Below are 20,274 nucleotides of genomic sequence, written 5' to 3' on the forward strand. Positions count from 1 at the left end.
GTGGTACCTGCCGCCTGCATTTTTTTCCGCAGGCGGGCCACGGGCCTCAGCCGAGGCCCGGCCTTCCCTGCGCCCTCTGCAAAATTCAGAGGGCGAACGACATGCATCCCTCGAGCAAATCATGCTGCGAGAAGGCTGAGGCATGTCTACGGCTCGCGTTGCAGCCAATGATCATCGTATCAGGGAGCATCAAACGGATGCGTATGAGGGCTGCGTTGCGAGGCACGCTGCCCACCCTCCCCTGGAGGGGGAGGGTGGCCTCTCATGAGCGCAGCGAATGGGAGGTGGGGTGGGGTGATCTCTCCACAGGCGCCAGCGCCCGCGGCTCACCCCACCCCGCTCGCCCGCTTTGCGCGCGATCGACCCTCCCCCTCCAGGGGAGGGTGGCATCTCGCTCGTGGACGGATTTCGGCGCTTGTGATGACGAAGCAGAGATCACCGCGATCAGCTCAATGCGCCTCGTCCCAATTGTCGGCGGCCCGCGCATCGACATGCAGCGGCACCGACAGCAGCACCGCCGGGAAGGGGGCGTCCTGCATGACGTGCTGCACCACCGGCAAGGTCGCGGCGACCTCGTCGTTCGGTACCTCGAAGATCAGTTCGTCATGCACCTGCAGCAGCATCTGAGCCGACAGCTTCTTTTGTGCCAGGGCCTCCTCGACGCGGGTCATGGCGCGCCGGATGATGTCGGCCGCGGTGCCCTGCAGCCGCGCGTTGATCGCGGCGCGCTCGTTGAAGGCGCGCACCGAGGCGTTGGAGGCCTTGATCTCGGGGTAATGGCACTTGCGGCCGAACAACGTGGTGACATAGCCGTGCTTGCGGCAGAACTCCCGGGTCGCGTCCATGTAGTCGCGAATGCCGGGGAAGCGCTCGAAATAGCGCTTGATGTAGGCCGATGCCTCCTCGCGGGCGATGCCGAGCTGGTTGGCGAGGCCGAACGCGGAGATGCCGTAGATGATGCCGAAATTGATCGCCTTGGCGCGGCGGCGCACCTCGCTCGGCATGTCCTTGATCGGCACGCCGAACATCTCGGATGCCGTCATCGCGTGGATGTCGAGCCCGTCCTTGAACGCCTGTTTCAGCACGGGGATGTCGGCGATCTCCGCGAGCAGCCGCAACTCGATCTGCGAGTAGTCGGCCGACACCAGCTTATGGCCCGGCGTCGCGATGAAGGCGCGGCGGATCTTGCGGCCATCTTCGGTCCGCACCGGGATGTTCTGCAGATTCGGCTCGTTCGACGACAGCCGGCCGGTGGTGGTCGCCGCCAGCGCGTAAGTGGTGTGCACGCGATGCGTCTGCGGGTTGACATAGGTCGGCAGCGCATCGGTATAGGTCGATTTCAGCTTCGAGACCTGGCGCCATTCCAGGATCTTGCGCGCGAAATCGTTGCCCTGCTCGGCGAGGTCATCGAGGATGGAGGCAGAGGTCGACCAGGCGCCGGTCTTGGTCTTGGTGCCGCCCGACAGGCCCATCTTGCCGAACAGGATGTCGCCGATCTGCTTCGGGCTGCCGACATTGATCGGCTCGCCGGCCAGCTCCTGCAACTCGGCCTCGACGCGCGCCGCGGTCTGGGCGAAGTCGCCGGACAGGCGCGACAGCACCTGGCGGTCGATCGAGATGCCGCGCCGCTCCATGCGCGCCAGCACCGACACCAGCGGCCGCTCCAGGGTCTCGTAGACCGCGGTCATGCGCTCCGCCGTGAGGCGCGGCTTCAGCACGCGCCAGACCCGATGGATGACATCGGCGGCTTCCGCGGAATGCGCGGTCGCGCGATCGATGGCGACCTGCTCGAAGGTCAGCTTGTTCCGGCCGCTCCCGATCAGCTCACCTTCACTGATCATGGCGTGTCCGAGCACGTGCTCGGACAGCGAGTCGAGCTTCTGCGATCCACGTCCGGCATCCAGCGCGTAGCTCATCAGCTGCACGTCGTCGGTGTTGGTCAGGGTGATGCCGGCCTGCGCCAGCATCACGGCCGTGAACTTGATGTTGAAGCCGATCTTGAGCAGGCCGGCCGATTCCAGGATGGGGGTCAGGGCAGCGAGCGCCTCGCTGTCCCTGATCTGGCCAGGTGCGAGCCCGGCATCGAACAGGCCGCCGCCATCGCCGGCCTGGCGATGCGCCAGCGGGATGTAGCAGGCGTCGTTCGGCGCCAGCGCCAACGCGATGCCGCACAGGCTGGCCTGCATCGGATCGATCGAGCTGGCTTTGACGTCGATGGTGACCCGACCGAAGTCATGGACGCGGGCGAGCCACGCATTCAGCTCCGGTACGGTGCGCACGGTCTGATATTTATCGCGATCGATCCGCGCGCTCTTGGCCGCCTCGGCCCTGGACTCGGCGAGGCTGGCGGGGGTGCCTTTGCTCATCGCCGACTTGTCGGTGCGCGGGTCACCGCCTCTAGAGCTCCCTCCCCCCTTGGTTGGGGATGGGGGGGCTGCGGCGGCACCGTTCGTGGGGCGCCCCCCTCCCTGACCCTCCCCCACAGGGGGGGAGGAAACAGAGGCAGCAGTGCCCGCACCACTCTTCAACTGTTCATCCGCCGACACGTCGGCCGGATCGATGTGCGAATACTCGGCGACGCGGCGCGTCAGCGTGGTGAACTCCATCGCCTTGAGGAAGGCGATCAGCTTGCGCGGATCGGGCTCGTGCACCGCGAGGTCGTCGAGTGGCACATCGAGCACGACCTTGTCGTCGAGCAGCACCAACTGGCGCGAGATCCGCGCCTTCTCGGCGTTCTCGATCAGAGCCTCGCGCCGCTTCGGCTGCTTGATCTCGCCCGCGCGCGTCAGCAGGCCTTCGAGATCGCCATAGTCGGTGATCAACTGCGCGGCGGTCTTGATGCCGATGCCGGGCACGCCCGGCACGTTGTCGGTGGAATCGCCGGCCAGCGCCTGCACCTCGACGACCTTCTCCGGCGGCACGCCGAACTTCTCGATCACCTCGGCGACCCCGATGCGTCGGTCCTTCATCGTGTCGTACATCGTGACGCAGTCGTTGACGAGCTGCATCAAATCCTTGTCGGAGGACACGATGGTGGTGGTGGCGCCGCGCTCGCAGGCAAGCCGCGCATAAGTCGCGATCAGGTCGTCCGCCTCAAAGCCCGACTGCTCCAGGCACGGCAGGTCGAAGGCGCGGACGGCCTCGCGGATCAGCGCGAATTGCGGGATCAGGTCGTCGGGCGCCGGCGGCCGGTGCGCCTTGTAGTCGGCGTAGATCTTGTTGCGGAACGTGACCTCGGACTTGTCGAACACGATGGCCAGATGCGTCGGTCGGTCGGTCTCGGGCATGTCGCGCAGCAGCTTCCACAGCATGTTGCAGAAGCCGAGCACGGCATTGACCTGCAGCCCGTCGGACTTGCGGTTGAGCGGCGGCAGCGCGTGATAGGCGCGGAAGATGTACGACGAGCCGTCGACCAGGAACACATGGTCGCCGTTGGCCGCGCCCTTCGCCAAATTCTTGGCGGCGGCAGGCACAGGGGCGGCGGGCGTAGCGGCGGCTTTCTGGGGAGCTTTGGGCATGGCCGCAATGTAGGGATTTTCGCTCGCATTGACAGCCGTGACGACGCCATGCGCACCGGATTTTTCCGCTCCTCAGTCCGGTCGGACGCAGCGGGTCAGGAACTCCATGACGGCGCGAATGAGGGGCGTGCGCCTGAGGTCGCGATGAACGATGAGCCAGATGTCCCTGCTGATGGCCGCGCCGGCTTCGAAGCGGGTGAGGTCGGGATCATGATCGCCGACAAAATGCGGCAGGGCGGCGAGCCCCAGCCCTGCGCGCGCCGCTGCGGCCTGGCTCTCGAGATCGCTGCTCCGAAACACGATCGGGCGCTGCCCGGCGACCGCCTTCAGCCATTGCTGCTGGGGTGCCGAGTCCATGCTGGCATCATAGGCGATGAATCCGAGCGCATGCTGCGGCGTCTCCTTGAGATAGTGCGGCGCGCCGTAGAGGTTGAAGCCGAAGCGGCCGATCTTGCGTGCGATCAGGCCGGGCTCGTCGGGACGGGACAGTCGCAGAGCGATGTCGGCTTCCCGTCGGTTGAGCGAGGCGCTGCGCTTCTCGCCGATCAGCTTGATGATGATGGCGGGATGCCGCCGGTGCAGCTCGACCAGCCGTGGCGCGATCAGCCTGTTGGCGAGCGTCGGCGGCGCGCTGACCGAGACCTCACCGGCCAGACCGGGACGCGATGCGACCACGGCGCGCTCGATCGCGAACGCGGCCTGCTCCATCGGGCCGGCGGCCGCGGCGAGGCGGCGGCCGTCCTCGGTCAGCTCATAGGCCCGCGCTCGGCGGTCGACCAGCTTCAGCCCGGTGGCCCGTTCCAGGGCCGCGACCCGGCGGGCCACCGTGACATGATCGACGCCGAGACCACGTGCGGCGGCCGACAGCGTGCCCTCGCGGGCCAGCGTCACGAAGTGGTGAAGGTCGGTCCAGTCGATCCGCATGTTCGAATATTCACAATAGGGGAGTCAAATTGAGCAATTCCGCAGAATGCCAACGCTGACCACACTGTCCGGATCAAGGCAAGATGTGTGGAGACGGGCATGGTTGCTATCGTTCGACTGAAGGCACCGGGTGGCGCGGAGAATCTGGTGTTGGAGAATGTTGAGCTGCCGGCGCCGGGCGCCAACGAGATCCGGCTGCGCCACACCGCGATCGGCGTGAACTTCATCGATATCTATCAGCGCAGCGGCCTCTATCCGCTGCCCGATGGAATTCCTGGGGTCGAAGGGGCGGGGATCGTGACGGCGAAAGGCGCGGACGTGACAGAGTTGTCCGTCGGCGACCGCGTCGCCTATGCCGGCGCCCCGGTCGGCGCCTATGCCTCGGAGCGAAATCTGCCCGCCTGGCGCGCGATGCCGCTGCCCGACGCCGTGTCTGAAGCGAGCGCTGCGTCGACCCTGCTGAAAGGCATCACCGCGGTGATGCTGCTCAATCGTACCTATGCCGTCGGAGCCGGAACGACGCTGTTGGTGCACAGTGCCGCCGGCGGGCTCGGCCAGGTGCTGACGCGAATGGCTCGGCTGCGCGGCGCGACCGTCATCGGCACGGTGAGCTCGGAGGCCAAGGCGGAGCTCGCGCGTGCCGCCGGCGCGCGCCATCTGATCGTCGGCCGGGATGCTGACTTTGTCGATGCCGTGAAGCGATTGACCGACGGGCGCGGCGTCGATGTCGCCTACGATGGCGTCGGCGGCAAGACGCTTGCGCAAACGCTCGCCTGCGTCAGGCCGTTCGGGACGGTCGCCAGCATCGGTCAGTCCGGCGGTCCAATTCCAAGCCTTGCCGTCGAGGAGCTGGGGCCGCGCCGCAGCCTGTCGCTGGCACGCCCGAGCGTGATGGCCCATGTCAACGATGTCGCCGACTATCGCAGGGATGCGGCGACGGTTCTCGCCGCGCTCGCCAATGGCGATCTCGTCGGCCACGGCACCGTGTATCCGCTGGCGCGGGTCGTCGAGGCCCATATCGATCTGGAGAGCGGCCGCAGCCGTGGCGCGCTGCTTCTGGTGCCCTGACGGTGACGCTACTCCGCCGGCTGCAACACGGCTCTTGGCTTCGGCGGCGCGATCCAGAATGCGATCGGGCGCTCGAACAGGAAGCGTGCGCCGAGGCGCAACGCGAGGCGCCAGATCGCGAGCGCGCCGAGCACGCCGGCGATGGTCACGAGCAGGGAGATCGTGCCGATGTCGGCGATGGCGCCCGTCTTCAGCAACAAGGTGCGGGTCGCCGCCATCGGCAGGAAGAAGGCGAGATAGATCACGATCGAATGCTCGCCGCAGAACCGCAATGCGTTGAGGAGCTGCGCGCGCGCCAGCAGCGTGCCGGCGACGATGATGGCGACGGCGCCGGCATAGCCGAGCATGAGGGAGGCAGCCGGCCATTCGCTGACACCGAGGTTCACCAGCGACTGGTTGATCACCGCCCAGGCGAGCAGGCCGACGATGGCGAGCATCGGCTGCGCCCGCGCGCGATTCGACAGCGCGAAGATGGCAGGCGCGAACAGATAGCCCGAATAGATGTAGACGAAGCGGGCGCAGAATTCGTCGATCACGGTCCAGCCGGTGACGATGTGCGCCATTTCGAGGCCGGCCGCGATGCCCCAGATCACCGGCGCCGACAGCTTTCGTGTCAGTTTGATGACGACGAAGAAGATCGGCAGCAGATAGATGAACCACAGCGTGCCGAACGGCTCGATGAAGGATTCCAGGTACAGGTAGCCGGCGTGCGGCCAGCCGGACGCGGCGGCGAAGCCGGGCGCCTTGAAGCCGAACTGGATGGTCACCCACAGCACGTAGAAGTAGGCGAAATGCACCACCTTGCGGTCGAGATAGGTACGCCAGTCCCGGTCGATCACCAGTGGCAGAAACAGGCCGGAAATCAGGAAGAAGTCGGGCATCCGGAACGGCTTGGCGAAGGCGACGACGGCGTGCATGAAGCCGGTCTCGCCGGCGGCGAGCTCGACGCCGAGCACCGAGTGCATCATCACCACCATGATGATGCAGATACCCTTGGCGTAGTCCACCCAGTCGATGCGCGTCTCGGTTCCGGCCGTTTTCGGCGTACCATTCGCGGTCATGCTGTCCCTCTTTGGCGCGGAGCTGCCGCATTGTCGGGCAGAGCCGTTAATACTCCTCCTTGTCATCCAAACGTCATGCCGTTTTCTAAATTCCCCTTGAACCGCAAATGGTTTAAGACGCGAAAGTATTAACCTTGAAGGATGGGTTTCGATGCGAATTGCGATGATCGGCACGGGCTATGTGGGTCTGGTGTCCGGTGCCTGCTTCGCCGATTTCGGTCACCAGGTGACCTGCGTGGACAAGGACGAGAGCAAGATCGCCGCGCTGCATCGCGGAGAAATCCCGATCTTCGAGCCCGGCCTGGATGCGCTGGTCGCGGCCAACGTCAAGGCCAAGCGGCTCGATTTCACCACCGACCTCAAGCAGCCGGTCGCGGAGGCCGACGCCGTTTTCATCGCGGTTGGTACGCCGTCGCGGCGCGGCGACGGACACGCCGACCTCACCTACGTCTATGCCGCCGCGCGCGAGATCGCGGCCTCGCTCACCGGCTTCACCGTGGTTGTGACGAAGTCGACGGTGCCGGTCGGCACCGGCGACGAGGTCGAGCGCATCATCCGCGAGACCAATCCGACGGCCGATGTCGTCGTCGCCTCCAATCCGGAATTCCTGCGCGAGGGTGCTGCGATCCGCGATTTCAAATGGCCGGATCGCATCGTCGTCGGCACCGCGGACGAGCGTGGCCGCAAGGTGCTCGGCGACATCTATCGCCCGCTGTCGTTGAACCAGGCGCCGATGATGTACACCGAGCGCCGCACCGCCGAGCTGATCAAATACGCCGCCAATGCGTTCCTCGCCACCAAGATCACCTTCATCAACGAGGTCGCCGATCTCGCCGAGAAGGTCGGCGCCGACGTGCAGGAGGTGGCGCGCGGCATCGGTCTCGACAACCGCATCGGCTCCAAGTTCCTGCATGCCGGTCCGGGCTTCGGCGGTTCGTGCTTCCCGAAGGACACGCGTGCGCTGATCAAGATCGCGCAGGACTACGACACGCAGCTGCGCATCGTCGAATCCGTGCTGGCGGTGAACGACAACCGCAAGCGCGCGATGGCGCGCAAGGTGGCGCATGCCGTCGGCGGCAATCTGCGCGGCAAGACGGTCGCGGTGCTCGGCCTCACCTTCAAGCCGGAGACCGACGACATGCGCGAGGCACCGTCGATCCCGCTGGTGACCGGTCTGCTCGACATGGGCGCCAAGGTCCGCGCGCATGATCCCGTCGGCATCGAGCAGGCCAAGAAGGAGCTGCCGGAGATCGCCTACTACGACGATCCCTATGAGTGCGCGACCGGCGCCGATGCGATGGTGCTGGTCACCGAGTGGGTGCAGTACCGCGCCATGGATCTCGATCGCCTCAAGGAGGTGATGGCTCATCCGGTCGTCGTCGACTTGCGCAATGTCTACCGCCCCGACGAGATGGCCGCCCACGGCTTCGTCTACGAGAGCGTCGGCAGGCCGTCGGTGAAGGGCGGTTGACATGGCATTGTCATACCCCGCGCAGGCGGGGTATCCAGTACGCCCGATCTTCGTGATCCGCGAGATTTGCGCTTACTGGATCATCCGCCTTCGCGGGTGATGACGGGTTACTGCTATTGCCCCTTCGCTTCGACACACCGCTGCCCATCGATGCCGTGCTGGACGAACTGTCCGGCACGCTCGAACGCAGCAACACCGCCGTGCTGGTGGCGCCGCCCGGCGCCGGCAAGACCACGCGGGTGCCGCTGGCCTTGCGTGATGCAGTCTGGGTTGGGGACAAGAAGATCATCGTGCTGGAGCCGCGCCGGATCGCGGCCCGCGCCTCGGCCGAGCGCATGGCGAAGTCGCTCGGCGAGCGCGTAGGCGACACCGTCGGCTATCGCGTGCGCTTCGGCTCGAAGGTCTCGCGCGCGACCCGCATCGAGGTCGTCACCGAGGGCATCTTCACCCGGCAGATCCTCGATGATCCCGAACTGACCGGCGTCGCTGCCGTGCTGTTCGACGAATTCCACGAGCGCTCGCTCGACGCCGATCTCGGCCTCGCATTGGCGCGCGATGCGCAGCAGGGGCTGCGCGAGGATCTCCGTATCCTCGTGATGTCGGCGACGCTCGACGGCGCCCGCGTCGCCAGACTGCTCGGCAATGCGCCGGTGGTCGAGAGCGAGGGCCGCGCCTATCCGGTCGAGACCCGTTATGTCGGCCGCAAGCCGGATGCGCCGGTCGAGCGCCAGATGGCCGAGACCATCGCCAGCGCGCTGCGCGCCGATGCCGGCTCCGTGCTCGCCTTCCTGCCGGGCGCGGCCGAGATCCGGCGTACCCAGACCATGCTCGCAGAGCGCGTTCATGATGCCAGCGTTGAGATCGTGCCGCTGTTCGGCGCACTCGATTCCGCCGTCCAGGACCGCGCCATCTCGCCCGCCCCGAAAGGGCAGCGCAAGGTGGTGCTGGCGACCTCGATTGCCGAGACTTCGCTGACCATCGAAGGCGTCCGCATCGTGGTCGATTCCGGTCTCGCCCGGGTGCCGCGCTACGAGCCGGACATCGGCCTCACCAGGCTGGAGACGGTGCGGGCTTCGCGCGCCGCTGTCGATCAGCGCCGCGGCCGCGCCGGCCGCACCGAGCCTGGCGTCTGCTACCGGCTATGGGACGAGCCGCAGACGGCCTCGCTGGCGGCCTATACGCAGCCGGAAATCCTCAGCGCCGACCTGTCCTCGCTGGTGCTCGACCTGGCGCAATGGGGTGTCAATGACCCCTCCGCGCTGAGCTTCCTCGATCCGCCGCCGCAACCGGCTTGGAAGGAGGCAAGGGACCTGCTGCGCGAGCTCGATGCGCTCGATGCCGATGGCAGGCTGACCAACGAGGGCCGGCGGCTGCGGGCGCTGGCGCTGCCGCCGCGGCTGGCGCGGATGATCGTCGATGCCGCCGACCACGGCGCGGCGGCGCAGGCCGCCGACATCGCCGCCATCCTGACCGAGCGCGGGCTGGGCGGCGACAGCGTTGATCTCGAGGTGCGGCTCGATCAGTTCCGCCGCGACCGCTCGCCGCGCGCGCAAAGTGCCCGCGACCTTGCGCGGCGGTGGGCGCAGCAGGTGTCGTCCGCGTCCGCCCGCGCCGGAGACGCGGACATCTCCACCGGCCTGATGCTCGCCTTCGCCTTTCCCGACCGGGTCGCGCGCAATCGCGGCAATGGCAGCTTCGTGCTCGCCAATGGCCGCGGCGCCGCCGTCGACCCCGCCTCGTCGCTGGCGCGCGTGCCGTATATCGCGGTCGGTGAGCTGACGGGAACGGCGGCCAGCGGCCGCATCCTGCTGGCGGCGCCGCTGGCGATCGAGGATATCGAGCGGCATTTTGCTGCACATATCGAAGCGAGAGACGAGGTCAGCTTCGATCAAAACGCGATGGCGTTGCGGGCGCGCCGCCGGCGCAAGCTGCATGCGATCACCATGGCGGATGCGCCAGTCGCGCTGACGCCGTCGGAGGAGACCGCGCGCATCTTCGCGGAAGGGATCTGCGCGGCCGGGCTCGACCGGCTGCCCTGGTCGAAGGCCGCCAGGCAGTGGCGTGACCGCGTCACCTTCCTGCGCAAGGCGGAAGGCGACAGTTGGCCGGACCTGTCGGAGGCGGGCCTGGCCGAGCGGCGCGAGGACTGGCTGGTGCCGCTGCTCGCCGACAAGACCTCGCTCAAGGACATATCGCCCGGCGACGTCTCCGACGCCGTGATGGCGCTGCTGCCCTGGGATCTCCGCGCACGGCTCGACCGGGAGGCGCCGACCCATTTCGAGGCGCCGACCGGCACCATGCTGGCGATCGACTACGAGGCCGAGCAGGGGCCCACCATCGCGGTGCGGCTGCAGGAGCTGTTCGGCCTGAACGTCCATCCCTCGATCGCGCGCGGCGCGGTGCCCCTGGTGCTGGAGCTGCTGTCGCCGGCGCAGCGGCCGGTGCAGGTGACGCGCGATCTGCCCGGCTTCTGGCGCGGCTCCTATGCCGCGGTCCGCACCGACCTGCGCGGCCGCTATCCGCGCCATCCCTGGCCCGACGATCCGGCCCATGCCGAGCCGACCCGGCGGGCCAAGCCGCGGGGGACGTAGCTCATGCAAATTGTACCGCCGCCGTCGTTGTCGTTAACGCTTCACTCATCGTTTTCGCCAAAATGGCGGCGGCAGCCGGTCACTCGCAGTCGCCCGTCAGCGGCTTTGATGGTCAAATCGGTTGCGGGGTAAAGTCGGGCGTTTGCGTCATGCGTAACATAATGATCTTCGCGGCCGTTCTCGTCGGTCTCGGCACCTTCATGGCGCAACTGGCCGATCGCCTGACCCCCGCGTCGGCATCCGCGACGCCGTCCGCGCGGGTTGCCACGGCGGAACCGTCTGCTGCGGGCCAGCGCAGCCTGAGCATTCCGACCGACCGCCGCGGTCACTTCCGCGCCGACGGCCGCATCGACGGCCAGCGCATCAGCTTCATGGTCGATACCGGCGCCTCGATGGTCGCGCTGAACGAGAGCTCGGCCGCCCGTTTCGGCCTGCGTCCGGCGCGCGGCGACTACACCGCCACCGTGACCACGGCCAACGGCACCGTGAAGGCCGCCCGGGCCAGGCTTGCGATGGTCGAGCTCGGCGAGCTCACCGTGCGTGACGTCGATGCCCTGGTGCTGCCCGATACGGCGCTGTCGGAGAATCTGCTCGGCCTGTCCTTCCTGTCCAAGCTGAAGCGTTTCGCCTACGCCAACGGCCAGATGGTGCTGGAGCAGTAGGCTGCACCGAAGCGGAATGTTGTTTCGCGCGTCACCGGCCCCCACATACCGGCAGGCAGGCCGATCCCGAGTCGCAGTCATTGAATAGTTCGTCGGGTGGCCTGCTCGAGCGGTCCTGCCCGATTGTTGCCTGCATTCCTCTGCCTTCTGACACTGTTGTCTGACGTCGTGCTAAGCACGAATGCCTTCTTCCATTGATGTGATATTGCCGAGGCCGTCTCCTGATGTTTCCGAAACCCAAGCCCGTCCTGGTTCCCAATACCTACGCCTTCGAATCCGAGCCGATGGTGAAGCCGACGGGCTTCCGCGAATATGACGCGCGTTGGCTGTTCAACAAGGAGATCAATCTGATGGGGGTGCAGGCGCTCGGCATGGGGCTGGGCGCGCTGATCGCCGAACGCGGCGTCAAGCAGGAGATCGTGACCGGGCACGATTTCCGCGGCTACTCCGCCTCGATCAAATACGCCCTGATCTCGGGCCTGATGGCCGCCGGCTGCAAGGTGCATGACATCGGCCTTGCCGTGACGCCGATGGCCTATTTCGCCCAGTTCGACCTCGACGTGCCCTGCGTCGCCATGGTGACCGCCTCGCACAACGACAACGGCTGGACCGGCGTGAAGATGGGGGCCAACCGCCCGCTCACCTTCGGCCCCGAGGAGATGACCCGGCTCAAGGAGATCGTGCTCGAGGCCGCGTTCAAGAATGGCAGCGGCGGCTCCTATCAGTTCCATGAGAATTATCCGGCGCGCTACATCGCCGACCTCACCAGCCGTCCCAAGCTGAAGCGCAGGCTGAAGGTGGTCGCGGCCTGCGGCAACGGCACCGCGGGCGCGTTCGCGCCGCAGGTGCTGGAGGCGATCGGCTGCGAGGTTGTCCCGCTCGACACCGAGCTCGATCACACCTTCCCGAAATACAATCCCAATCCCGAAGACATGGAGATGCTGCACGCCATCCGCGATGCCGTGCTCGCGCACGAGGCCGATGTCGGCCTCGGCTTCGATGGCGACGGCGATCGCTGCGGCGTGGTCGACAATACCGGCGAGGAGATCTTCGCCGACAAGGTCGGCGTGATGCTGGCGCGCGACATGTCGGCGATCCACAAGGACGCGCAGTTCGTCGTCGACGTGAAGTCAACCGGCCTGTTCATGACCGATCCGGTGCTGCAGGCGCAGGGCGCAAAGACCGCCTACTGGAAGACAGGCCATTCCTACATGAAGCGCCGCACCAACGAGCTCGGTGCGCTCGCCGGCTTCGAGAAGTCGGGCCACTTCTTCTTCAACCGCCCGTTCGGGCGAGGCTATGACGACGGTCTGGTCTCGGCGATCGCGATCTGCGAGATGCTCGACCGGGCGCCGGGCAAGTCGATGGCCGACCTGAAGAACGCGCTGCCAAAGACCTGGTCGTCGCCGACCATGTCGCCGCATTGTGGCGACGAGGTCAAATACGGCGTCGCCGACGCTGTCGTGAAGCACTTCCAGGCGCTGCAGCAGCAGGGCGGCAAGGTGGCGGGGCAGAAGATCCGCGATCTCGTCACCGTCAACGGCGTCCGCGTCACCGTCGAGGACGGCAGCTGGGGTCTGGTGCGAGCGTCATCCAACAAGCCCGAGCTTGTGGTCGTGGTCGAAAGCCCGGTGTCCGAGCGGCGCATGCACGACATGTTCGAGGCGGTCAACGAGGTGCTGCGGACGCATCCCGAAGTCGGCGCCTACAACCAGACGATCTGAGGCCGCGCTGATGATGTCCCGCTAGGGCGCTGATCCCATCCTATTCGATGGGATCAAGCGGCCCTCAGGGAGCTCAGGAACTGATCGACCTCGGATTTGAGCCGGGTCGATTGCGAGGTGAGTCCGGTCGCGGACTCCAGCAGGCGCGAGGCGGCGCTGCCGGTCTCGTCGGAGGCACGGGTCACGCTGCCCATGCTTTGGCTGACCAGCCGCGTGCCTTCGGCCGCCTGCTGCACGTTGCCGGAAATTTCTCCGGTGGCGAGGCCCTGCTGCTCGACCGCGGTGGCGATCTCCTTGGAGATGTCGTCGATCTCGGCAATCGTTCCCCCGATCGCCTGGATGGCGGAGACGGCGTCACCCGTTGCGCTCTGGATGCTCTGCACCTGGCTGGAAATTTCCTCGGTGGCCTTCGCGGTCTGGTTGGCGAGCGCCTTGACCTCGCTTGCCACGACGGCAAAGCCCTTGCCGTGCTCGCCGGCGCGCGCCGCCTCAATGGTGGCGTTCAGCGCCAGCAGGTTGGTCTGGCTGGCGATCGTCTGGATCAGCGTCACCACCTCGCCGATCTTCTGAGTGCCGGCAGCCAGGCTCGCGACCACCGTGTTGGTGCGGCGAGCTTCGTCCGCCGCTTTCGCGGCGATCTCCGCCGACCGCGTCACCTGCTGTGAGATACTGTTGATCGACGCAGTCAGCTCTTCCGTTGCGGCAGCGACCGTCTCGACATTGGTCGACGCCTGTTGCGAGGCGCCGGCCGCGGCCGACGTCTGGCGCGAGGACTCCGCGCTGCTCCGGCTCATCGACGAGGACAGGCTCTGCATCTCGTTGGCGGCGACGGCCACCGCCTCGACGATGCCGCCGATCTTGCGCTCGAAGCCTTCTGCGAGCTCGCGACGGGCAAGATCGGCCTGCTGCTTGACGCGTTGCTCGGCCTCGAACCGCTCGGCGGTGGCGCGCGCCTCGGCAGCGATCGCCGATTCGGCTTCTGCGGTCTTGCGCGCGCTGGTTTCGAACAACTGCGTCAGCTTGAGCGCAAGGGCGATGAGAACACCGGCCTCGATCAGCAGGATGACCGCATGCAGCACAACGCGGCCGAAATCAGCGCCGCCCGGGTAGATCGCTGCAGGAAAGACGAAGTTCAGGACCAGATGGTGAAGCGCGACGGCGACGGTGCCGGCCAGGATCGGCCGGTAGTCGCAATATGCGACCAGACAGGCGAGCGCGGCGAAGAAATACATGTGCATGTCGATCTGCCAGGCATGTCCGGACATCTGGTAGACAAGCACAGATACACCGCCCATGACGGCGACCGCGACCGTGAGCTGGGTCGACAAGGTGTCGCCGGCGCTGCGCCAGGAAAGGGTCGCCACCACCGCCATGACGACCATGAGCATGGTCGGCATCAGCCAGTCGCCGCGCGACAGCCCGATGATGAGGGAGAGCGGAACGTGAACCCAGAGTACCGCCAGCAGAAGCTTGCTGGTTGTGTGCCGGAGGGTTGCCAGATCGCTGGTCTCGACGTTCATTTCCGATTCCCCCAAAGAGATCATTTTGCAAGGCAGGCGGAGACCGCCTGCGGATCGATGATGAGCCAGGCTCCGGCCTCGCGCAGCCGCGCCGAGCCGTCGTGTTCGCCGGGACGAACGACCAGCAGCGATGAAATGGTCGTTGTGCGCACGAGCGCGGCGTCAGCCGAGGCCGCAGCGAGCATCGCGTGTTGCGCGCTCCACCAAGGTGGGAAAGCGACGGCCACGATTTCGCTCCCCGCGCGCACTTGGAGTGACAGCGCTGCTACCGCGACAAAGCTCGCGATCAGAAGCGCCGTGGCATTGAGCCACGGGCGCGAAGACTGAGGTATGGTTGCACCGGACGTCATCACATCCAAGAATAGAGGGATGGGAATAACTTCCGGTAAACGTTCGTTAGGGATGACGACTGGAGTTCGGGACGCCGGCGCTGCAACGTCCAAGCGGCCGGAATGCTCGGTTCAGACCGGCGGCACCGGCAGCGCCGTCACCGACTTGATCTTCTCCATGGCGAAGCGCGAGGTGACGTTCTTCAGGGGCACCGCGCTGATCAGCTTCTTGTAGAAGACATCGTAGCTCTGCATGTCCGCAACGACGACGCGCAGCATGTAGTCAACGTCGCCGGCCATCCGGTAGAACTCCATCACCTCCGGCATCGAGCTGACCGCCTCGGCGAATTTGCGCAGCCAGGCCTCGGAATGGTCGGCACTCTCCACCGACACGAACACGGAGATGCCGAGCCCGATCTTGTTCTGATCGACCAGGGCCACCCGGCGCAGGATCACGCCATCGGCCTCCAGCCGCTGGATGCGCTTCCAGCACGGTGTCGACGACAATCCGACCCGATCGCCGATCTCGGCGACGGAGAGCGATGCGTCCTCCTGCAGGACCATCAGAATCTTGCGGTCAATGGCATCGAGCCGGCGATTGGCCTCGGAGCCTTGGGCGGCGACATCGGTCATGGAGAAACTTGTTCCATAGGAAGGCTGTAAAACCCTCATATAGAGAAAATCGTTCCAAGGCAAGGATCGGCCGTTCAGCCCTTTGCGGCCGGGTCTGGCCGTTTCCGCAGAGGGCCGGGCTGGTTTCTTGTTACCGCTCGTCGTTCTCCTTCAGCCAGCGGCCGACCAGATGATGAGCAATGGCGAACGGATGCGGTCCCGCCAAGCCGTCCGGATGCTGCCGCAGCAGCATCTGCCGGGCCTCGTCGCGGCTGAACCAGCGCACGTCCTCGAGCTCGGTGCGGTCGATGACGATGTCTTCGTTGAGCGCTCGGGCGCTGCAACCGATCATCAACGACGACGGATAGGGCCAAGGCTGGGTCATGTAATAGGTCACGTCGGTACAGCGAATGCCCGATTCTTCGAACACCTCGCGCCGGACGGCGTCCTCGATCGTCTCAGCCGCCTCGACGAAGCCGGCGAGGCAGGAATACATGCCGGCCGGAAACTGCTTCTGCCGCCCGAGCAGGCACTTGTCGCCCGAGGCGACCAGCGAGATCACGACCGGATCGGTGCGCGGGAAATGCTCCGTCTTGCAGCTTGGGCATTCGCGCTTCCAGCCGCCCTCGCGCATCGCGGTCTTGGCGCCGCAATTTGCGCAGAAGCCGTGGCGCTGATGCCATGATACCAGGGACTTCGCCATCGCGATCGTCGCCAACTGGTCGACGGGGATCGCGCCCTGCATCGCCACCCCGCGCAGCTCGGTGACCGCCACATCGTCGCGCCCGGCGAGCTTCTCGACGGCCGCCGGCGAGATGCCCATGCCGAACACCGCCGCGCCGTCCTGCAGCCCGAGGAAGATCGTTCCCGGATTGGCACCGAATTTCAGCGCCTCGTCGATCGACAGCAGCGCGCGCAGCTTGTCGCCCTCGCGCTTCAGCACCAGCGAATCGCGATGCACGACATAGGCCCGCGTCGACGGCTTGCTCTCGAAGCCGAGCAGCCTCTCGTCATGGAAGCGCAGATGGGCGGCGCGATCGATCGGATGGCCGACGAAGGCCGGCTTGCCCAACGGAAACAAGTCGAATGGCGACATCTCTCACCCTAGCCAGATCTTGCGCCTGATAGCGCTGATGAACTGCTGCACCTCCTGCGCATCGTGGGGCACAGCGGGCGCGGCGCCCCACACCGGTCGCGGCCAGGCCACGTCACTTGTGCGTCGCGCGATGATGTGGACGTGCAACTGCGGCACCATGTTGCCGAGCGCGGCGACGTTGAGCTTGTCGCATTTGGTGATCTCTTTGAGCGCGCGTGACGCCCGCGTGATCTCGGTCATCAGCTGCGCCTGCGCGACCTCGTCGAGATCGATGATCTCGACCGCGCCCTCGCGCCGCGGCACCAGCAGCAGCCAAGGATAGTTCGCGTCCTTGATCACCAGCACGCGGGACAGCGGCAGGTCGCCAATGTCGATCGTATCCTTCGCAAGTTGCGGATGCAGCGACCAGGCTGATTCGGGCATGCGGCGGTTCCTGGCGGATGGTCAGGTGGGGAGCTCGCGGGCACCTAAAGCCTTTCCGAGCTGCGGCACAAGCCCGCGGGGCGGTAGACTAGGCCGGCGAAGCTCGCGCTTGCTTTCCGGACCATTTGGCCCCAAATAGGCAGCGGGAGATTGGCGGTGGACGAGCCACTCGCCAACCGGGTCAGGTCCGGAAGGAAGCAGCCCTAACGAGGTCCGGATCGGGTCGCTCGTCAGTCTCCTACCTGTTTTCTCGAGCGAATCGCGCAAAGATGGCGGGGACCCCGCGCAGGGCGGGCGCTCGACCGCGCTCCGGCTGATTGCGTCGACGATCGCGATCGATGCCGGCCTGGAATGCTCACTTGCGGATCGCTCGATGACCGACGCTGGCGCCCCACCTGTTCCGCCTGACAGCGCCGACGCTCCCGCCAAGCCCTACCGGGTGCTGGCGCGCAAATACCGCCCCTCCAGCTTCGCAGATCTGATCGGCCAGGAGGCCGTGGTGCGCACCGTCTCGAACGCGTTCGAGACCGGCCGGATTCCGCAGGCCTGGATTCTGACCGGCGTCCGCGGCGTCGGCAAGACGACCACCGCCCGCATTCTCGCCCGCGCATTGAATTACGAGCTGCCGGACGGCTCGGTGAAGGGGCCGACCATCCATATGCCGGTGCTCGGCACCCATTGCCAGGCGATCATGGAAAGCCGGCACATGGACATCCTCGAGATGGACGCGGCGTCCCACACCGGCGTCGATGACGTCCGCCAGATCAATGACAGCGTCCGCTATGCGCCGGCCAGCGCGCGCTACAAGGTCTACATCATCGACGAAGTCCACATGCTGTCGACAGCGGCGTTCAACGCCTTCCTGAAGACCTTGGAGGAGCCGCCGGAGCACGCCAAGTTCGTGTTTGCGACCACCGAGATCCGCAAAGTGCCGGTGACGGTGCTGTCGCGCTGCCAGCGCTTCGATCTGCGCCGCGTCGAGGCCGACGTGCTGATGAAGCATCTTTCGGGCATCGCGACCAAGGAAGGCGTGACGATCGAGCCCGAGGCGCTCGGCATCATCGCGCGCGCCGCCGAAGGCTCGGTGCGCGATTCGTTGTCGCTGCTCGATCAGGCGATCGCGCACAGCGCCGGCGAGGTCCGCGCCGATGATGTCCGTCAGATGCTGGGCCTCGCCGACCGCACCCGCGTGATCGACCTGTTCCACCATCTCGCCAGCGGCGACATCGCCGCCGCCTTCAAGGAATTCCGCGAGCAATATGACGTCGGCGCCGACCCCGTTGTCGTGCTGTCGGATCTGGCCGAGTTCGTGAACTTCGTCACCCGGGTGAAGGTCGTGCCGGCCACGGCCGACAACGTCGCCTTCAGCGAGACCGAGCGGCTGCGCGCGCGCGACTTCGCCACCAAGCTGTCGATGCGGGTGCTGTCGCGGATGTGGCAGATGCTACTCAAGGGCATCGCCGAGACCCAAGGTGCGACGCGCCCGGCCGCCGCCGCGGAAATGGTGCTGGTACGGATTGCCTACGCGGCCGATCTGCCGACGCCCGACGAAGCCATTCGGATGATCGACCAGAGCGGCGGCGGATCTCCCGTTGTCACGAACGGCGGCGGAGCGCGTGCTGCGCCGGCATCCACCATGAGCGCGGGAACGCCGCCTGTGATGACGTCGGCGCCGATGCAGGCGCCGCGCGCGCAAGGCCCGACGCTCGCCGCGGTCGGCGGTTCGATGCGCCCGCAGGCGATGTCGTCACAGCCGGCGCCGGCAACACAGGACCAGCCCGCGCTACGCATCGCGAGCTTTCAGGAACTCGTCGCGCTGGCCGGCAAGAATCGTGACCTGATCACCAAGAGCGCGCTGGAGATGGACGTGCGGCTGGTCCGCTTCGAAGAGGGACGGCTGGAGATCGCGCTGGAACGGACGGCGCAGCGCTCGCTTGTCTCAGACCTCGGCCGCAAGCTGGAAGACTGGACCGGGCGGCGCTGGACGGTGATCGTTTCCAACGAGCCGGGTCAGGCGACCTTGCGCGAGCAGAATCTGCGCGCCAAGAGCGAGCGAGAGGCGGCGGCGGAGGCCGATCCGCGCGTACAGGAGATCCTGGCGCGGTTCCCGGGCACCAAGGTGGTCGAAGTGCGCCGGCTCGCCCCCGAGCCGCCCGAATCGGACGCCAGTGCTGTCGAGCCGCCCGACGAGTCCGACGATGATGATTTCTAGAGCATGATCCGGAAAAGTGGAAAACGGTTTTCCTCGCGACAAACGCCAAAGGCGTTTGCGCGGAGATCATGCTCAACCAGATGGCTGATGATGAGGTGCTCCGATGGCTGACTTTCTCGGCATGATGAAACAGGCGGCGCAGCTGCAGACGAAGATGCAGGAGATGCAGGAGGAACTCGGCAACGTCGAGGTCGAGGGCATCTCGGGCGGCGGTCTGGTTGCCGTGCGCATGACCGCCAAGATGGACGTGAAGAGCATCAAGATCGATCCGTCGCTACTCAAGCCGGAGGAGGCCGAGATCCTGGAGGACCTGCTGGTCACCGCGCATGGCGATGCGCGGCGCAAGGCGGAAGCCGCGATGCAGGAGAAGATGCAGGCCATCACCGGCAAGCTCGGCCTGCCGCCCGGCTTCGGTTTTGGTTAGTTGACCTGATGACATTCGTGAACTGATGGCCGTCGCTGGTCCTGAGATCGAACGCCTGATCCAGCTGCTCGCGCGCCTGCCCGGCCTCGGGCCGCGTTCGGCGCGGCGCGCCGCCCTGCATCTGATCAAGAAGCGCGAGGCGCTGATGGTGCCGCTTGCCTCGGCGCTGCAGGTCGCGATCGATCGCATCCAGGTCTGCAAGACCTGCGGCAACATCGATACGCAGAATCCCTGCGCGGTGTGCACCGATCCGCGGCGTGATCCCGCGATGATCGTCGTCGTCGCCGATGTCGCCGACCTCTGGGCGCTGGAGCGCGCCAAGGCCTCGAACGGCCGCTATCACGTGCTCGGCGGCACCTTGTCGCCGCTCGACGGAGTCGGTCCGCAGGATCTCACCATCGACGCGCTGGTGCAGCGCGCGCATGCGCCGGAGGTGCAGGAGATCATCCTCGCTCTGAACGCGACGGTCGACGGCCAGACGACGGCGCACTACATCACCGACCTCCTGCAGGAGGCGAACGTCAAGGTCACGCGGCTGGCGCATGGCGTGCCGGTCGGCGGCGAGCTCGACTATCTCGACGAAGGCACGCTCTCGGCCGCGATGCGGCAGCGGACCTTGTTCTAAGCACAGACGGAAGT

Annotated in this window: 16 protein-coding genes and 1 other RNA gene; 9 read left to right on the forward strand and 8 right to left on the reverse strand. The window is 66.4% G+C overall.

All coding sequences use genetic code 11. The annotated features are described in order from the left end of the window. Positions 1-449: 449 nt before the first annotated feature. Positions 450-3,518 (reverse strand): DNA polymerase I, encoded by a 3,069-nt coding sequence (gene polA / locus QW887_RS29785; protein ID WP_316195673.1) that lies wholly within the window; start codon positions 3,516-3,518, stop codon positions 450-452. 72 nt (positions 3,519-3,590) lie between these two features. Further along, on the reverse strand, positions 3,591-4,442 hold the full coding sequence (locus QW887_RS29790; RefSeq protein ID WP_316192246.1) for a LysR family transcriptional regulator: 852 nt from the start codon (positions 4,440-4,442) through the stop codon (positions 3,591-3,593). 99 nt (positions 4,443-4,541) lie between these two features. Between QW887_RS29790 and QW887_RS29795 the strand changes: the two genes are divergently transcribed. Further along, positions 4,542-5,510, forward strand: a complete 969-nt coding sequence (locus QW887_RS29795) for a quinone oxidoreductase (protein ID WP_315715337.1) — start codon at positions 4,542-4,544, stop codon at positions 5,508-5,510. An 8-nt stretch (positions 5,511-5,518) separates the two neighbouring features. On the opposite strand, the gene QW887_RS29800 is transcribed toward QW887_RS29795, so the two are convergent. After that, on the reverse strand, positions 5,519-6,571 hold the full coding sequence (locus QW887_RS29800; RefSeq protein ID WP_316195676.1) for an acyltransferase family protein: 1,053 nt from the start codon (positions 6,569-6,571) through the stop codon (positions 5,519-5,521). A gap of 151 nt (positions 6,572-6,722) precedes the next feature. On the opposite strand from QW887_RS29800, the gene QW887_RS29805 reads away from it, so the two are divergent. The 4 genes from QW887_RS29805 (at position 6,723) to QW887_RS29820 (ending at position 13,019) form a co-directional block, all read left to right on the forward strand. Next, positions 6,723-8,042: a UDP-glucose/GDP-mannose dehydrogenase family protein gene (locus QW887_RS29805; protein WP_315825860.1), complete on the forward strand. Its 1,320-nt coding sequence runs from the start codon at positions 6,723-6,725 to the stop codon at positions 8,040-8,042. Positions 8,043-8,158: 116 nt separating this feature from the next. Continuing rightward, entirely contained in the window at positions 8,159-10,633 is a 2,475-nt protein-coding gene (hrpB, locus tag QW887_RS29810; RefSeq protein WP_316195677.1) for an ATP-dependent helicase HrpB, read from the forward strand. 161 nt (positions 10,634-10,794) lie between these two features. Beyond that, positions 10,795-11,295 (forward strand): TIGR02281 family clan AA aspartic protease, encoded by a 501-nt coding sequence (locus tag QW887_RS29815; protein WP_315799204.1) that lies wholly within the window; start codon positions 10,795-10,797, stop codon positions 11,293-11,295. 224 nt (positions 11,296-11,519) lie between these two features. Next, positions 11,520-13,019, forward strand: a complete 1,500-nt coding sequence (locus tag QW887_RS29820; protein ID WP_316195679.1) for a phosphomannomutase/phosphoglucomutase — start codon at positions 11,520-11,522, stop codon at positions 13,017-13,019. Between the two features lie 53 nt (positions 13,020-13,072). Here QW887_RS29820 and QW887_RS29825 read toward each other — a convergent pair whose 3' ends face one another. From QW887_RS29825 to QW887_RS29845, 5 genes are all read right to left on the reverse strand, one after another. Further along, positions 13,073-14,539: a methyl-accepting chemotaxis protein gene (locus QW887_RS29825; RefSeq protein ID WP_316167266.1), complete on the reverse strand. Its 1,467-nt coding sequence runs from the start codon at positions 14,537-14,539 to the stop codon at positions 13,073-13,075. Between the two features lie 20 nt (positions 14,540-14,559). Then, entirely contained in the window at positions 14,560-14,889 is a 330-nt protein-coding gene (locus QW887_RS29830) for a hypothetical protein (RefSeq protein ID WP_315752316.1), read from the reverse strand. Between the two features lie 111 nt (positions 14,890-15,000). Continuing rightward, complete coding sequence (locus QW887_RS29835; protein ID WP_315715344.1) at positions 15,001-15,501, reverse strand: Lrp/AsnC family transcriptional regulator; 501 nt, start codon at positions 15,499-15,501, stop codon at positions 15,001-15,003. A gap of 130 nt (positions 15,502-15,631) precedes the next feature. Continuing rightward, positions 15,632-16,576, reverse strand: coding sequence for an NAD(+) diphosphatase (gene nudC / locus QW887_RS29840; protein WP_315752214.1), 945 nt, complete (start codon positions 16,574-16,576; stop codon positions 15,632-15,634). 3 nt (positions 16,577-16,579) lie between these two features. After that, positions 16,580-16,999 carry an HIT family protein gene (locus QW887_RS29845; RefSeq protein WP_315752213.1) on the reverse strand — a complete coding sequence of 140 codons (420 nt, stop codon included), beginning with the start codon at positions 16,997-16,999 and terminating at the stop codon, positions 16,580-16,582. Positions 17,000-17,144: 145 nt separating this feature from the next. On the opposite strand from QW887_RS29845, the gene ffs reads away from it, so the two are divergent. From ffs to recR, 4 genes are all read left to right on the forward strand, one after another. Then, an RNA gene (gene ffs / locus QW887_RS29850) (signal recognition particle sRNA small type) lies at positions 17,145-17,241 on the forward strand. A gap of 131 nt (positions 17,242-17,372) precedes the next feature. Beyond that, complete coding sequence (locus QW887_RS29855) at positions 17,373-19,211, forward strand: DNA polymerase III subunit gamma/tau (protein ID WP_315715347.1); 1,839 nt, start codon at positions 17,373-17,375, stop codon at positions 19,209-19,211. 103 nt (positions 19,212-19,314) lie between these two features. Beyond that, positions 19,315-19,635: a YbaB/EbfC family nucleoid-associated protein gene (locus tag QW887_RS29860; RefSeq protein ID WP_315715348.1), complete on the forward strand. Its 321-nt coding sequence runs from the start codon at positions 19,315-19,317 to the stop codon at positions 19,633-19,635. Between the two features lie 25 nt (positions 19,636-19,660). Beyond that, on the forward strand, positions 19,661-20,260 hold the full coding sequence (recR, locus tag QW887_RS29865; protein ID WP_316195681.1) for a recombination mediator RecR: 600 nt from the start codon (positions 19,661-19,663) through the stop codon (positions 20,258-20,260). Positions 20,261-20,274 lie beyond the last annotated feature (14 nt).

This window comes from Bradyrhizobium sp. SZCCHNRI3052 (assembly GCF_032484895.1).
Taxonomy (GTDB): domain Bacteria; phylum Pseudomonadota; class Alphaproteobacteria; order Rhizobiales; family Xanthobacteraceae; genus Bradyrhizobium.

Coding starts and splice junctions, on each gene's coding strand:
- QW887_RS29860 (WP_315715348.1), top strand. CDS start 19,315: ATGGCTGACTTTCTCGGCATGATGAAACAGGCGGCGCAGCTGCAGACG.
- QW887_RS29825 (WP_316167266.1), bottom strand. CDS start 14,539: ATGAACGTCGAGACCAGCGATCTGGCAACCCTCCGGCACACAACCAGC.
- QW887_RS29855 (WP_315715347.1), top strand. CDS start 17,373: ATGACCGACGCTGGCGCCCCACCTGTTCCGCCTGACAGCGCCGACGCT.
- QW887_RS29835 (WP_315715344.1), bottom strand. CDS start 15,501: ATGACCGATGTCGCCGCCCAAGGCTCCGAGGCCAATCGCCGGCTCGAT.
- QW887_RS29820 (WP_316195679.1), top strand. CDS start 11,520: ATGTTTCCGAAACCCAAGCCCGTCCTGGTTCCCAATACCTACGCCTTC.
- QW887_RS29815 (WP_315799204.1), top strand. CDS start 10,795: ATGATCTTCGCGGCCGTTCTCGTCGGTCTCGGCACCTTCATGGCGCAA.
- QW887_RS29805 (WP_315825860.1), top strand. CDS start 6,723: ATGCGAATTGCGATGATCGGCACGGGCTATGTGGGTCTGGTGTCCGGT.
- nudC (WP_315752214.1), bottom strand. CDS start 16,576: ATGTCGCCATTCGACTTGTTTCCGTTGGGCAAGCCGGCCTTCGTCGGC.
- QW887_RS29830 (WP_315752316.1), bottom strand. CDS start 14,889: ATGACGTCCGGTGCAACCATACCTCAGTCTTCGCGCCCGTGGCTCAAT.
- QW887_RS29790 (WP_316192246.1), bottom strand. CDS start 4,442: ATGCGGATCGACTGGACCGACCTTCACCACTTCGTGACGCTGGCCCGC.
- QW887_RS29795 (WP_315715337.1), top strand. CDS start 4,542: ATGGTTGCTATCGTTCGACTGAAGGCACCGGGTGGCGCGGAGAATCTG.
- QW887_RS29800 (WP_316195676.1), bottom strand. CDS start 6,571: ATGACCGCGAATGGTACGCCGAAAACGGCCGGAACCGAGACGCGCATC.
- recR (WP_316195681.1), top strand. CDS start 19,661: ATGGCCGTCGCTGGTCCTGAGATCGAACGCCTGATCCAGCTGCTCGCG.
- QW887_RS29845 (WP_315752213.1), bottom strand. CDS start 16,999: ATGCCCGAATCAGCCTGGTCGCTGCATCCGCAACTTGCGAAGGATACG.
- polA (WP_316195673.1), bottom strand. CDS start 3,518: ATGCCCAAAGCTCCCCAGAAAGCCGCCGCTACGCCCGCCGCCCCTGTG.